Annotated in this window: 11 protein-coding genes; all 11 read right to left on the bottom strand. The window is 49.3% G+C overall.

Annotated features, from left to right (window positions below):
* Positions 1-16 precede the first annotated feature (16 nt).
* The 11 genes from DQG23_RS20765 to DQG23_RS20820 all read right to left on the bottom strand — a co-directional run bounded on the left by DQG23_RS20765 (position 17) and on the right by DQG23_RS20820 (position 15,172).
* The gene (locus DQG23_RS20765) at positions 17-952 is read right to left on the bottom strand and encodes an ABC transporter ATP-binding protein (RefSeq protein ID WP_113032794.1); all 936 of its coding nucleotides are present in this window, start codon (positions 950-952) and stop codon (positions 17-19) included.
* A 122-nt stretch (positions 953-1,074) separates the two neighbouring features.
* Positions 1,075-2,208, bottom strand: a complete 1,134-nt coding sequence (locus DQG23_RS20770; protein ID WP_113032795.1) for a sensor histidine kinase — start codon at positions 2,206-2,208, stop codon at positions 1,075-1,077.
* The gene (locus DQG23_RS20775) at positions 2,208-2,879 is read right to left on the bottom strand and encodes a response regulator transcription factor (protein ID WP_113032796.1); all 672 of its coding nucleotides are present in this window, start codon (positions 2,877-2,879) and stop codon (positions 2,208-2,210) included. Before DQG23_RS20775 ends, DQG23_RS20770 begins: the two co-directional genes overlap by 1 nt.
* Before the next feature lie 139 nt (positions 2,880-3,018).
* Complete coding sequence (locus tag DQG23_RS20780; RefSeq protein WP_113032797.1) at positions 3,019-4,044, bottom strand: hypothetical protein; 1,026 nt, start codon at positions 4,042-4,044, stop codon at positions 3,019-3,021.
* Between the two features lie 12 nt (positions 4,045-4,056).
* Positions 4,057-4,674 (bottom strand): hypothetical protein, encoded by a 618-nt coding sequence (locus DQG23_RS20785; RefSeq protein WP_113032798.1) that lies wholly within the window; start codon positions 4,672-4,674, stop codon positions 4,057-4,059.
* A gap of 266 nt (positions 4,675-4,940) precedes the next feature.
* Positions 4,941-5,519, bottom strand: a complete 579-nt coding sequence (locus tag DQG23_RS20790; RefSeq protein ID WP_113032799.1) for a TMEM175 family protein — start codon at positions 5,517-5,519, stop codon at positions 4,941-4,943.
* Positions 5,520-5,660: 141 nt separating this feature from the next.
* Positions 5,661-6,869: a macrolide family glycosyltransferase gene (locus tag DQG23_RS20795; RefSeq protein ID WP_113032800.1), complete on the bottom strand. Its 1,209-nt coding sequence runs from the start codon at positions 6,867-6,869 to the stop codon at positions 5,661-5,663.
* Positions 6,870-7,129: 260 nt separating this feature from the next.
* Positions 7,130-11,977: a cadherin-like beta sandwich domain-containing protein gene (locus DQG23_RS20800; protein WP_113032801.1), complete on the bottom strand. Its 4,848-nt coding sequence runs from the start codon at positions 11,975-11,977 to the stop codon at positions 7,130-7,132.
* A 397-nt stretch (positions 11,978-12,374) separates the two neighbouring features.
* Positions 12,375-14,117, bottom strand: a complete 1,743-nt coding sequence (locus DQG23_RS20810; protein WP_238177954.1) for an RNA polymerase sigma factor — start codon at positions 14,115-14,117, stop codon at positions 12,375-12,377.
* An 80-nt stretch (positions 14,118-14,197) separates the two neighbouring features.
* Positions 14,198-14,764, bottom strand: coding sequence for a hypothetical protein (locus DQG23_RS20815; protein ID WP_113032803.1), 567 nt, complete (start codon positions 14,762-14,764; stop codon positions 14,198-14,200).
* Positions 14,765-14,809: 45 nt separating this feature from the next.
* On the bottom strand, positions 14,810-15,172 hold the full coding sequence (locus tag DQG23_RS20820; RefSeq protein ID WP_113032804.1) for an SMI1/KNR4 family protein: 363 nt from the start codon (positions 15,170-15,172) through the stop codon (positions 14,810-14,812).
* Positions 15,173-15,660: the final 488 nt, after the last annotated feature.

Below are 15,660 nucleotides of genomic sequence, written 5' to 3' on the forward strand. Positions count from 1 at the left end.
CTAGCTTCGTTCAGGGTCAATCCCGCAAGCTTCTGCCGGTCAACGTAAGGAACACCGTCTCCAGATTGGGCTCCCGCTCCTCCACGGAACGAATTTCGATATGATCGGCCATCAACAGCTGGATGATTCGGTTTAAATTATTAACCTCGGCATCGGAACTGAACTTCAAAATCCGATCTTCGATTTCAACCTTGTTTACACCGGCTACTTCCTGCAGCTTGCTTATATTCAACTGCTCTGCCGACCGCACTTCGATCCAAATGTTTTTCTGGTTCGTTACGATCGCCTCGAGCTCTTTCTTCGTTCCTTCCGCAATGATCTTGCCGTGATCGATAATGGCGATTCGTGTACAGATCTCCTCTACCTCCTCCATATAATGGCTGGTGTAAATGACCGTACAGCCCATCCCGTTCAGCTTCCTCACGGAGTCCAAAATATAGTTTCTCGAATGCGGATCAATCCCTACGGTCGGTTCATCCATAATGAGCAGCTTAGGCCTGTGAGCGATCGCGCATGCAATGTTCAGCCTTCGCTTCATACCTCCCGAGAAGTTTCGAGGGTAGCCCGAATGTTTATCGCCAAGACCGACGAATTCCAGCGCCTCAACCGTTCTTTCTTTTAATTCGGAGCCCCTCAGGCCATACAATCCCGCAAAAAAATGAACATTCTCATATGCCGTCATATCCTCGTAAATCGCAATTTCCTGGGGGACGATCCCGATGTTCGATCTCGCAAATTTGGCGTTTTGGGATATGCTTTTGCCCAATACTAGAATTTCGCCTTTCGTAATGCGGAGCAAGGAGGCGATCATGTTGATCGTCGTGCTTTTGCCGGCTCCGTTCGCTCCCAGAAAGCCGAATATTTCTCCTTCCTTTATGGACATAGATATATGATCCACGGCGATGAATTCCCCGAATTTCTTGGTGAGCTGTTTCATTTCGAGCACGTTCATCTGTTCCACTCCCATCCATTCTTTAAGATGATCTCAGTATAATGAAAAAGGATGTACCTGCGACAGTGCACAAGTTCATCCTATATCCATGAGAAATTTCATCATTTGGAACGCTCGAATCATTACTTTTCACCATAGGGGAGCAAGGTGGTAACCGAAAAGCCGTGCGATCCGTCGACGACAACCTTGCCGTTCACGCTTGCAGCCCTTTCCTCCATCCCGATGATCCCTAAGCCTTTGATCAGCTTCTGTGTTCCTTTGCCGTTATCGGAAACCTCGAATTTAATCAACGTATTAAGCACCTGAATGCGGATGGAGACGCTAGCAGCACCTGAATACTTCAGCATATTGGTTAACGCTTCCCTGCCGTTCTCCATAATAATTTTCCATTGAATCGGTGTGATCGAATCGATGTTTCCTTCATGTGTCAGTATGGTTTTAACGGCATGCTTGGCGGAAAACTCATCGATGAACAATTTCATGCGGTTGATGCCCAGCTGCTCCGTTGCCGGCTTCATCCTTTTGAGATCGGAACGAATGCTCTCGATGCCTTCTTTCGATATATGGATGGCGTTATCCAGCAGCGACGCCGATTTGCCGGGATCCGTTCGAATTAATCGCTTTGCCGCCTCCATCTGGATAAGCGCCCCGGTCATCGCGTGTCCGATGTTATCGTGAATGTTCTGGGATAGCCGGTTCCGCTCCTCCAGCTTATGCGTATATTCCGTTTGCCGCAGAAACTCGTCATTTTCCCGCAGCCGGGTTTGCAGCCTGTCCAAGTCGTTGCGCATCCGATCCAGACCGGCGCTTTGCTCCCGCAGCTTGCCGCCGAACCTCTCGAACATTGAAAAATACATAAGCGTCACTAAAGCAATCAGCATGTACAAGGGAAGCAGCTGAGGGGGTACGAAAATCAGAGGAATCAACATAAGGAGGAATGCCGCTATCCCTTTTTTGCCGGCAAACATAGACGATAACTCGTAGACATGAACCGGAAGCAGAATAAAAAACAGCGGGTAGTCCTGGAGCGCAACGGAAAATACTATCGCTATGATTAGCGCGGCGGCTGCGGGGCGAACGCTTTCTTTCTTAATGATGTAGAACAGCAAATTCGAACTGAGATATAGCAACAGGTAAAAAACGACCCAAGGCGTAAGGCTCGAGTCGGACGTCACAAAGGGACGGACAGCAAATAACAGCAAAGCCGCTTTATAACCAATCGACCACAGTTCCTGTACTTCGGTGGCATCACGCATCAGGTCAGTTCCCCTGTCAAATAATAGATGGCAATTTGCGTGCGGTGCGTAAGTCCTGTCTTCCCAAGTATGGAGGTAACATGATTGGCGACGGTTCCTTCCGATAGAAAGAGCTGATTGGAAATCTCCTTGTTCGTCCTGCCTTTGGCAATCAGCGCCATAACGTTGAGCTCTCTTTCCGTGAATAAACTGCGGTCGATTCCGCTCCCCTGGTCGGGCGCAGCCGCATTTTGATTGCTTTCATTTTTTGTACCGGCAACTCCCGATTTCAATTTCTCCATTACCGTATCCTGCAGTACGCTATGGCCGTAATATACGGTTCTAATCGCATCGCAAATTCGATCGGGGTCATTATTTTTAAGCAAATACCCTCTTGCTCCGTTGGCGATCGCATCAACTATGTATTCGTCATCATCGAACGTCGTCAATATTAACGGTCGCGTTGCCGTCCGTTCCGTAATTAGCCGGGTCGCTTCCACACCGTTCATCTCCGGCATCCGAACATCGAGCAGCGCAACATCGACCTCATGCTGTTCGCAGTATGCCACTGCCTCCCGGCCGTTCTGAACCGTTGCGACTACCTCGAAACCCTCGAACGTGCCTAATATGATTTTCATCCCTTCGCTAATAAAAGAATTGTCGTCGGCAATCAGAACCTTTATGTTTGGCACAAGTCGCCCCTCCTAGAAAAATCTCCATTCCAACACTATTCCACAAAACCTTCAACATTCCTCGAGATTGCCGAAACTGGTCATTTTGAAAATGAACAGGGCTGTTCCCGCAGGCACTCTATACCGCACATACCCGGTCTCAGGTCATGCTCCATTTTTGATAACCCAGCTTTATTAATGCTTCTTGTATGTCTTGGTCTACTTTGCTTTTGGCAGTTGCAAACTCCACCATAGATAATGAACTCGGAAGTTTTTGACGGATAAAGGAATCAAAATCGACTGCGGTTTTGAAAATACGGAGCTTGCGCAGCGAACATAATTGCTCCATGCCCGCCAAACTGTTCAAGCCTTTGCAATTCATGACGGAGAGCTCCTCCAGCGCCTTCATCTCCCGGTCAAAGCCGATTTCACGCAGCTGAATTTGATCCTCGATCACAAGCTCTTTTAACGCCCGGAAGGCCGTTATATTGGTCAGGTCATGAAAACCGCGGACCCTGCAGATCTCCAGGTCCTCGATTTCATTTTCTTCGATTTCCTGAATATGCTCCCGACCTCCAAGCAAAATGCGAAGGTGCTTCAGCTTCCTCAACCGGTTAACAAAATGCAACGGCATTTTGCTGATCGAATGCAGTGCGAGATAATTCAAGCCCTCCAGATCGCCTATAGCATCAAGGTTTTTAACCTTGCCTCCGATATGCAAATGTTCCAGATGCGAATACTCTTTAAAGTAGTGCAGGTTGAGGATCTTTTTCTCCGACATGATGTTTAAAATTCTAAGAGACCGCAGCGTGTCTATGCCCAGAATGTCCGAATTTTCCAGCTCGTATATGCCTAGGCTCAAACTGTACAAGTGATTCAGCTTGGCCAAAGCTTCGGTGTTATGCGCCTTGCCGAGACTATTGAGCTGCAGCATTTTGACATGGGGAATCCGCAAGAGGGTATGACAATCAAAAGATAGAGAATAATGGCCGTAAAAACGCACGCCGAAATTTTCATCCCAACGTTCGCAAAGCTCATCTACCTCCTCCAATATGGAGCCGTAAAACTCCGGATGGGAGAACTGGACAATAACATGGTTGCCGCTGCGCAAGTCCTGCTCGATCTGAACCGGGTCCAATACATCGGGATTATTGATCAGAACCCTTCTCTTCCATTTCATAGGCATTCGTTACGCCTCCTATCTATCGTTAATCATAAGTCCGTATTTAGTGGAAATCCATGATTTGCTCATGTCTTGAACCGCATCGCGGCTCATGCGAACTGACGGCTTTTGCTCCTTCATAGCTTCCGAGTCATGCGCCGCGAAGCGGAGCGGCTTTGTCATCTTTTTGATATGACCCGTTATCTCTTCGAAAAACGTATACGTTAACGGCTTATGGTTCCGGATATCCTCATAAATATAGTATTTTCCTTTTGCATCTTCCAAATCGATTTGAAAGCCTTTAGGAAATGAAAGCACGATACACGGCAGTTCATCCTCCGCCCATTGTCCGAAATAGGGAAAATGGACACCTTCATTTCTCGCAAAAAATCCGGACTTTTCATGATCCGAAGCAACTGAAATGGAATAAACAAAGAAGGGGCGAACGTCGTTCCTTTTTTCCCCTGACGCAAAATACCGATAAAACGCTTCATACGCCTCATATACCTGATTATGATCATGTTTTGTCTGAGCGTAATCGGTAAGATGGAATTGCGCCTGCTTATGTTCAAAAAGCTTCAAAACGTTCCTAAACTCTTCCGGCGATATAAAAAATTTTAGTTTATAAAATCCGCCGTTCTTTAATCTGTCCATTTCTTTCCTCACCGCCAATAAGGAGTGTTTACATGCGTTGCCCGTCTCCTATTTACACAGGAACGAGCTGAACGTTACTTGAATTATAGTTTAACTTAACAGGACTACAGGCGGAATAGTTGAATAAGCCTAGTTTTGACGCAACAAGCCGTCGCTCATGTTATGGCATAGATCATAAGAACGGCAGCACAAAAAAGCCTCCATAACCTCCCGGTTTTGGAGACTTCGCGACTGAACATTTCGCCTTAAGCCATTTCTTATATTGGTTAATGGCCTCGCAGAGCCTGCTCGATTCGCTTATCCGGCACGAACCAGACCACGGCGACAAGTACAAAGAAAAAGCCGGATATCCAAGGACTCACATATGCTGTCAAGGCCGCGATCAAGTAGAGCAAGGGAGACAATCTCCCCTTCCAGTCTTTTCCCATTGCCAGAATGAATGAGGAATCGCTGGAATGCTGGTTAATAATCGCGCGCTGAAGCAGCCAGTATGAAAGTGCTGCGAGTAGTAGAATAAAACCGTATAGCGCCGTTGGAGTAGCTGCAAAATAGCTTTCCCCCATCCAAGCGGTCGTGAACGGCACAAGGGATAACCAGAATAAAAGCAGCAAGTTGAGCCACATCAACCGCCCGTTCATCGTTCGAACCATGTGCAGCAGATGATGATGATTGTTCCAGTAGATGCCGACATATACAAAACTGAAAATATAACTAAGAATCTTCGGGCCGAGTTCGACCAGCGCTTTCCAATCATGGCCTTCCGGCACTTTAAATTCCAACACCATGATCGTAATGATGATCGCCAGCACGCCATCGCTGAACGCTTCCATCCGATTCGCTTTCAGAGTGGTTCACCTTCCCCCGCTTCGCGCTTTAACCTATTCAACACCAGTAACTTCGCATAATATCCACCGTCGTGTCAAGTATCACTTTCACGATGTAATCATGACAATCCGAACCTCATACTCATCAAGGGTAAAAGCCATTTATATTTCAATATGATATTGATTTTTAAATTCGAAAATCTCATCAACAGCCTGACGATACCCGCCTGATTTTCGAAACGTTTCCCTAATCTTTGCAACAGACTTCTTGAAAGCGGACAGGCTTAACACATGATCTGCGGCTTCACGCAGTTGATTTGCAGTCAGGCCTTGCATTTGTAATCGAACTCCCGCTCCGATATTGGCGACTTGCTCCGCAATTACCGGCTGATCCGCGCTTTGTGGGAGGACAATTAACGGAACCCCGTAATAAAGTCCTTCATGGGTACTGTTCATTCCGCCATGCGTAATGAATAATTTGGTGTATTGCAGCACTTCCGTTTGGGGAACGTAATTTTTTACGATGAAGTTTTTGGGAATTTCCCCCAGATCCGAAATTTGGGTTTTCCCTCCGATAGACAGGACAACAGTATGCTCAGTGTTCCCAAATGCCTCCAAACAAAGCTTATAGAAGTCAATCGCTTGGTTAAAAACTGTACCCAGTGAAATGTAAATTGGATTTTTCCCCTTGATTGCAGAGAAGTCGAAGTTTGCTGAAGTTAATCGTGAAGAGATGGATGGGCCTACAAATTTATAAGATTGGTCGAATGCTTCTCCATAAGGTTGAAACTCTCTTGCCGTATAAACGATTGTAAGCGGTGCAGGATTACAAAACACTTCGTAAGGAGAATGGATCTCCACTCCATATTTCTCCTTCGCCATAGCCGTCAAGCTTTTGAATTTATCGTTTATAGGTTCAGCTGTTTCGGCAGGGACATTTCTCGAAAACTGCTCCATCACTTTATCGAACGATACCTTGGTCTGCGCAAAGGAAGTACACGAGTTGATTGCAGGAAGCTTAAGCATTTGAGCAAGCAAACGTCCGCAACCGAACATGGAATCATGGATGATGTAATCAAAATGCTCTCCCTCGATCTGTTCAAGCACGCTTGGAATCACTATATCCGCCGTAAGTAAAAGGCCGTTGATTCTTTCGAGTAAATAATCTCTTCCGCCTGAGATAAAGGCTTTTATAAATTTTTGATCGTCAAACGTTCGTACGGAAGCCCCCGTCTTCTCAATACGCTCCCGAAAAGCTTCTATAGAAAAGTACACTACCTCTTCTCCACGCGAAATAAGCTCCTGTACAACTCCAATCGTTGGATTGATATGTCCCTCTGATCCGCCATTAATAAATAAAACCCGCGCCATTTCTATCACTCCCTAGGTAAATGTAAAAGGCACTGTCCCATACCGTTACTCCGAATCAAAAGCGAATCAAGTTTATCATAGTACAATACTTGAAATTCTCAAAACCGTACTCTCCCTAATCCAAGATCAAAGGAAAAAGGCTTTTATCGCTTGGGGGTTTCCAAGGATAAAGCCTTTGAATGGGCAATACGAACGGTACATACGTTAATGAGAGAACGAGGGCTAACCGCCCCCTCCTTGCTGCATGCTTATATGTGGACTTAGTCCATCATACCAAGAGCTTGCAAAGATCGGATGAACACGGTCGCTGCTTGAGCGCGCGTCGTTTCCCCCTTCGGATTAAACGTTTCGTCGCTCGTACCCGTCATGATGCGGAGTTCGACCATTAGTTGAACGGCCTCTATATACGCCGGATTTACGGCTCCGATATCCTCGTAGTCTTCCAGGCTTATGGATCCCGTTGCGACCGTAAGCCGTTCCAACGTCACGGCGGCCGCCAGCATGCCGGCCATTTCCTCGCGCGTCAGCGGCTGATCGGGCATGAAGCTTTTGCCTTTCACAAAGCCGAGCAAGCCAAGCTCCTTGGCTCGTGCTACGTCGCGATAGTACCAATCCTCTTGCCGTACATCTTCATATGGGGCCGCAGGGTCAGGAGAGGTGCCGCGTGACAGCGCCCGTACAAGCATAGCGGTGAATTCCGCTCTCGTTACGGCCCGGTCCGGCTTGTATTCCCCGCCGCCAAAACCTTCCACCAGGCCTTTTGCCGCGGCCAGTTCGACCATCGGACGGCTCCAGTGCCGCTGCACGTCGGTGAAGCTCGCCTTGTTTTCAGCCACCACATATACGCTGTTGGAATAGGAGCTGATCGCTGCATACCATACTCCTTCGATCCGTACCATTTTGGCGGGAACATATTCGAATGTGCCTGCTGTCTCATTATAACGGAATGCCCCCCATTGACCGGGTACGGCGGACAGGGTTCCCGGCATCGGGATTACCCGCTTCAGCGATTGGCTGAATGAGTCGGCCATTCCGAGCGATTGCCCTGTGTTTGTGTTCAGAATCTCGATGTCAAAATTCACGATCGCACCCAGCACCTGGCCACCGGGCAAGCCCTTCTCGAATGCCCCTTGGATATTTCGGTTTCCGGACATGTCGGTCAATGTAACTTTGAAGCTGATGTCCTCGGGTTTTAGGTTGTATTTCCCCAGCAACTCCTTAAGTCCGGGGATAAGCGATGCCAATTGGACCGGTACCTGGTAGCTCCCGTAAGGCGCCTTGATCTCGAGGAAAAAGCCGGCGTTTTTACCCTCCAAGCCGGTTAATATAGAGGCCGGGATGCGTACATAGGCCACACCGTCTTTAGGCGTAACGTTCAAGACAACGGATGGCTTCGAGGTGTCGATGCGATCCGGGTGGAGCACGACGCCTCCCCCCAGGTCGATGACCGGCGGGGTAACAACAGGCGCTGAATCGTCTTCCCTGCTACTGACAATGCCTGCTCGCGTAACGGTGACGGTGTATGTCTTCGTAGTGGTGCCGTCCTGAGCTGTGACCGCAACCGTGATCGCGTTCGCTCCGATCGCCAGCGGGATCGGGCCGTATGCGCTGCCGCTCGTCGCCGCATTGCCGTTCACCTTCACCGAGGCGGTGCTATTTGCGACGTTTGGCGTCACGCTGATCGAGCTGACGTCGTTCGCAACCGATGCCGTATAGGAGGTCGTACCGGACACGAACGTCTCGTTCAGCGATCCGGGACTGATCGTCAGCTCGCTTAGGGTCGCGTCTGCCGACGGAGCCCGTGTCACCGTGACGGTATAAGGAGTCTTCGTGACTCCGTCCTGGGCGGTGACGGTAATCGTGATCGCGTTCGCACCTACCGCCAGCGGGATCGGGCCGTACACGCTGCCGCTGACTGTTTCGGCGCCGTTTACCTTCACCGATGCGGTACTATTCGCGACGGTCGGCGTCACGCTGATCGAGCTGACATCGTTCGCGACCGATGCCGTATAGGAGGTCGTACCGGACACGAACGTCTCGTTCAGCGATCCGGGACTGATCGTCAGCTCGCTTAGGGTCGCGTCTGCCGACGGAGCCCGTGTCACCGTGACGGTATAAGGAGTCTTCGTGACTCCGTCCTGGGCGGTGACGGTAATCGTGATCGCGTTCGCACCTACCGCCAGCGGGATCGGGCCGTACACGCTGCCGCTGACTGTTTCGGCGCCGTTTACCTTCACCGATGCGGTACTATTCGCGACGGTCGGCGTCACGCTGATCGAGCTGACATCGTTCGCGACCGATGCCGTATAGGAGGTCGTACCGGACACGAACGTCTCGTTCAGCGATCCGGGACTGATCGTCAGCTCGCTTAGGGTCGCGTCTGCCGACGGTGCACGGGTCACCGTGATAGTATAAGGAGTCGTCGTGACTCCGTCCTGAGCGGTGACGGTAATCGTGATCGCGTTCGGACCGACCGCCAGCGGAATCGGGCCGTACACGCTGCCGCTGACTGTTTCGGTGCCGTTTACTCTAACCGATGCGGTACTATTCGCGACGGTCGCCGTCACGCTGATCGAGCTGACATCGTTCGCGACCGATGCCGTATAAGAGGTCGTACCGGACACGAACGGCTCGTTCAGCGATCCGGGACTGATCGTCAGCTCGCTTAGGGTCGCGTCTGCCGACGGTGCACGGGTCACCGTGATAGTATAAGGAGTCGTCGTGACTCCGTCCTGAGCGGTGACGGTAATCGTGATCGCGTTCGGACCGACCGCCAGCGGAATCGGGCCGTACACGCTGCCGCTGACTGTTTCGGTGCCGTTTACTCTAACCGATGCGGTACTATTCGCGACGGTCGCCGTCACGCTGATCGAGCTGACATCGTTCGCGACCGATGCCGTATAAGAGGTCGTACCGGACACGAACGGCTCGTTCAGCGATCCGGGACTGATCGTCAGCTCGCTTAGGGTCGCGTCCGCTGAAGGAGCACGGGTTACCGTGATGGTATATTCCTTCGTCGTCGTGCCGTCCTGCGCGGTAACCGTAATCGTAATCGGGTTCGAACCGACCGTTAAAGGGATCGGGCCATATGCGCTGCCGCTCGTCGCCGAATTGCCGTTCACCTTCACCATAGTGGTGCTGTCCGCGACCGTAGGCGTCACGCTTAGCGAGGCGACGCTATTCGCCACAGACGACGTATATGTCGTCGTGCCGGGAGCGAACGGGACATTCAGCGTTCCGGCGCTCATCGTTAGCGCACCCAGAGTCGCTTCCGACGACGGCTCACGGGTTACTGTGATCGTGTATTCCTTCCTCGTCGTGCCGTCCTGCGCGGTAACCGTAATCGTAACCGGGTTAGGACCGACCGCCAGCGAGATCGGACCGTATGCACTGCCGCTCGTGGCCCCGTTGCCATTTACCTTCACCGTAGCGGTGCTATCCGCGACCGTCGGCGTCACGCTGAGCGAGGCAACGCTATTGGCCACAGACGACGTGTACGTCGTTGTACCTGACGCAAACGGAACATTCAGCGTTCCTTCGCTCATCGTCAACGCGCTCAGCGTCGCTTCCGCCGACGGTGCACGAGTCACCGTGATCGTATATTCCTTCGTCGTCGTACCGTCCTGCGCAGTGACGGCGATCGTGATCGGGTTCGGTCCGACCGTCAGCGCGATCGGGCCATATGCGCTACTGCTCGTGGCCCCGTTGCCATTTACCTTCACCGTAGCCGAGCTGTCCGCGACCGTAGGCGTCACGCTTAGCGAGGCGACGCTATTCGCCACAGACGACGTATATGTCGTCGTGCCGGGAGCGAACGGGACATTCAGCGTTCCTGCGCTCATCGTCAGCGCACTCAGGGTCGCGTCCGACGACGGTAAACGGGTCACCTTGATCGTATATGTACGCTTCGTGCCGTTCCCTGCTGTTACTTCAACAGGAATGTAGTTATCTCCTATGATCAATGCTATATCGCTGGATTCACTGCCGCTGGTTACGGTCATGTTCTTCACAGTAACGCTAGCGTCCGGATGCGCCAGTACAGGTCTAACCTTAATAGAGGCGATACCGCTCCCAACAGTTGTACTATACTCATAGACATTAGATGTGAATGGAAATGGATCCAGTGTACCTGCGGAGACCGTTAAATCGGACAACCGGTTATCGGGCGAACCGATCGTCAGCTTTTTCACCTGGTTGTTAGCCGATACGCCTTGAGACTCTTGGCTCATATATAGCGCTCCTGCAGTGTCTAACGCTATATCGTTCACTACCACATAACTAGTCAATTGTTGAAAAAAAATCCCGTCCACTTCCAGGTTTTTATTTAATCTTGTGACGAGATTACCGCCGTTCGCACTTGCAGCATAAAGGTATCCGTCGGATGCAATTTGGAGCCCGCGCGGGTACTCGAGCGATTTAACCAGTTCAACCGTGCCGCTTGGAGTGACTTTCATGATTGTCTCATTTAAACCGGCAATATACACCCCGGAGTTGTCTGCGGCGAGACCGGTAGGCAAGTGTAGAGTCGTTGTGATCTCCGGATCCGGATCCAGATCGCCTGACCATATGGTCGGGGCGCTGGAACTGCTGAAGGTTGTTTTATTAAACTTCAATACGCGATTGTTGTTCGTATCGGCTACATACAAGTCATTTCCGAATATAGCAATACCTTGAGGATATGAAAGCCCCCCATTCCACTTTGCAGCCAGATTAAACGTGTAGGACGTTCCCGAGTATTGGACGTTGTATTTGAAAAGATCGTTCTTGTCGGTTATATACAGATCATTGCCGTCGAACCTGACAGCCAACAGTTCAGTGAAATCCACTGAGGTGAGCGTTCCCTTGATAATACCGTCCGCATCATAGATGTTCACTTTATGATTGCTGTAATCGGCTACAAATAAAAAACCGTTGACCGGGTCTACGTCCATTCCTGTCGGAACACCTCCGAATGCAGGAGGATCGCCTGCCGCTCCCCCGCCTGTCGTCCACTCTCCTGCTGCGGATACTAAAGGACCATAAATGATCCATGCCGAGAACATTGTGACGATTACAACCGCTGCCAGCAAGTATGACCGCAAACCTGACGGCATTCGCTCTTTTTTCATCTACATTTCCCCTCTATCGACTTGTGTTTGATCATATTTTACTATAAACCCATCCGATCCTAATAGAAGAAATTGTATAATATAGGGGGATTCTTTCTTCTGCAATGCGGCATAAAACTTCACTTTTATGATAACCCCGCAGACCGCCGGTTTCTTCCAGTCAGCACTATCCAGTAAGAATACTACCAGGTTATTCGTACATATTCTGTGACCGGGGCTACAAAAAAGAACATGGATACACCAGTGATACAAGGCGGTCATATGCTTTTATATAATCAACAAAAAGCCACCAATTCCTCTTACGGTTTTGGTGACTTTTTTATGGTTTTAATGGCTTAACGCTTAGAGCCGATCGTATTTCATAAGTAACGGTTATGCAATCGCCGCATACATTTGTTCAAGCAGCGAAACAGACTTGCTCTTCCAGTGCCTTTACTTCTTGCAGCACATTAACGAGACGATTGCGGTTCTCCATCAAGTTTGGATCTCCGCCTGAAGGAAAAGGGAACAGCAAGACTAGCTCTTGCAGCTGCTCCGCCATTTGTCGGTAAAGCTGCGCAGCCTCAGTACCAAGAACACGGATGCGTTCGTCCGATGGATCGCCCCCTTGCCGCCCTTTGCTAATTTCATCAAGGAAATCTGCAGCAAATCGGCGGGCATCCTGCAAAACTGCGAGGCTGTAGGCATTACCGTTCGGCTCGATATTGCCGCTGTGAAAAGCTTCCATCCATACATCATAAGCGCGCAATCCCCGTTCCCCACGATCGGTCGCTGCCTCTCTCCCATGGTAGTGATCGAGAATCATCGCCAGCGCATCCCGAAGCATGGAACGTTGGTCCTTCTCAGTCCGTTCTTCCAGAGCCAGTATGAACAGATCCTCCAACGTACCTCGCCCGAGATGATCGTAAGGAAGCTTGTCATCCTGTACGCATTCCATTGCCGTCAACATCCGCCGCTCATCATCATAGCCGTAGATGACTCCGAATTCGGGAATGAACAAATCCCAGGACAAAACCGGAATGCCTCTGTCAATGGAGCGGTGAATCAGATCCAGGGCAGCGGGCAGCTCCTCTTGGATCAGCCTCTTCTCTTTTGCCGGCGCCTCAAGCAATGACGGGTCAATCAAGTTGATATTATCTCCGGGCACATCGCGCTTGTTCTTAGTCTCCACGATACGGCAGCTCCACCCGATGTTTGTCAAACCGCGAGGCAAAATATCCCGAAACGGGTACATCGTCGGCCCTGCAATGTGGACATCGTGATGGCAAATGGTGATACGAAAAGCTTGCCCGGTAAGGCCCATTACCATCGGCAATGACAGCTTCCGATCGGTAAAACTCAACATGCGATACAAGGCCCAGCCCGCCGATGTCCATGTTCCGGGTGAATGAAATGCAGCCGTTTTCGTCAAAAGGTTTGTTTTCAAAGCTCCCAAATCCTTTCGTTCCATCATGTATTGGTCGACTACGATACGGATTCGCTCCTTAGCGACTTTTTTCCGGGAACGGGACAAGATTTGATAGACGTTGGCGGGAGATAAGCTGAACAACTTTGCGATTTCCTGCGGCGATAAATGATCGAAAAAATGAGACTCGAAAATTTGCCTCTCGCGCTTAGTTAAGCAGCTGAGCATGCTTGTGATCATTTCATGCAGTTGTCGGCGTATGAAGCGCTCTTCCGGATTTGCAGCAGTATTTGCATTTTCGGCAAATGAACGCGAGACGCGGTGAAGGATATCGTCCAAGTTTGACCAGACGGAGCCTCCCGAATCTCTTTGTTCTCCGTTATGTTGCAGTACCGAGAAAGGCATTTCCTTCACAACTGCATTGCTCCTTAATCGGGTATACGCTTGATTACGGACGATCCTGTGAAGCCAAGGCAGAAAACGCGCAACATCAACTAACGTCCCAAGGTGCAAAAAAGCGCGGATCAAAGCGTCCTGCACGATATCTTCCGCTAGGAAAGGCTCCTGCGTTAACACCTGCGCATAACCATACATTTGCCTCCGATGACGTCGGATCAATTCGCCGAAGGCCTCCCAGTCGCCGGTCTGAGCTCGCTGCACAAGAATGCTGTCTTCAAGCTCTTCAAAATTATGCTCCGTCTCCACATTTGTCAGCTCTGCATCGTTAGTCCACATGATCTCGTTCCCGATGAAAATCACCCCGCAAATGCATCGACCTATATTACTGACTCGGAAGAAAAGGCATTTCTGACAAATTACAAATGATATGGCGAGGCTTTCCCTGCTGCAATATTATCGGGATGAACGTCTGTCGGCTCATAGTCATTCATGCGGAGAAGGATATACTCAATTTCTTCTAACGGCATTTTCAATTGTCGGCTGACTTCATAAAGTCCCCTATTGTGCGAAAGAAGCTCCCGTGCTTGATTTATCTTTCCATCCAGCCAGTTGTTTTCCAGCATCCAATTTTTTATGTTAGCCAAAAAACGATTTTGCGTTTCCGTATCTGCATACTTCTTATATTTCGCAACAGACTCCGACAAATAATTATAGAGGAAAATACCTAACGCTTCGCGCTGTTCATTTTTGGACATCCGCTGATATTGCTCAAAGATTATACTCATATCTAACGCTAGCGTATTATCATTGCCGTCAAAGCGTCTAAATGTTTTTCGCCCGTAACTTTCAGGTAATACACGCCAAACAAAAACAATATCATACGGAAATTGCCATGTTTCCGCTATTTCTTCTAACGGTAGCAGTTCATCTCTCAGTTGACCGACACAAGTTCCGAATGTATCCAATAGAAAAGCTAGTTTCATTCATGCCTCCTTAGACAATACCGAGCGGGACCTGCGTAATTATTTTCAAACAAAATAGAAATCCTTAAACTGTCCCGAAATACCGTTTTTCCCCGGATCCAAGTCCAGAATCAGACGAGAGGATGCTTCATAATCCGTAAAAGGAATCCATTTGTTACTCCATATCAGCGGCTTGATTCGATCTTCTTCGATCCCTTCCGCCTCTTCTTCGTCCTCAAACAGTTCATTCATCACGGACCATGTTCCGATGATATCCGGAATTGACAAAAAGGAATTGAACCCGATAAAAGGCACTTCCTCTTGTTGCCCGTTCCATATAGACAAATGATTGCGAAAATGACTCGGTAATTGTACGTTTACGTCCTTGGCCATTCCCGGTTCACCGCCGCTCCTCATAATCTTCATCATATGTCTGTTATTTCCATTATAGTGATCGCTTGTCCCGAGTCTACCGACTTTTCACCTGACTTTGGGCCGTTTACTTACTGCAGGGTTCCGATTACCGGGGCTGTCGGCGAAAAGTCCTCTGCAAATCGATTTGACCAAAAACAAAATAACAACCATCGACGACATTGAAAGTCGGCCCAAAATCAAATATACTCACCGACCGAAAAATTTGTCATATAATGTTACGAGTTTTTTTAAAATTTTTTATTGATATCTATAGTGTTTATGATATTATGAGATTGGTTATTGGAAAGCTGTTATTCAAAATATACGGAGTCTTTCCAAGCAGATAATTTTTGACCACATCCACTTAGGAAGTTAAGGCCATACGGACAGCCGGGTCAAATGCCGACTGGCAACTTTGGTTGCCTTATTGATTGAGCGATCAGCTCAAATTTTATAAGTTTGGTTTCTTAACGACCAGTGCATTGCATCGCACATTAACTTGT

The sequence above is a fragment of the Paenibacillus contaminans genome (genome assembly GCF_003285015.1).
Lineage (GTDB): Bacteria > Bacillota > Bacilli > Paenibacillales > NBRC-103111 > Paenibacillus_V > Paenibacillus_V contaminans.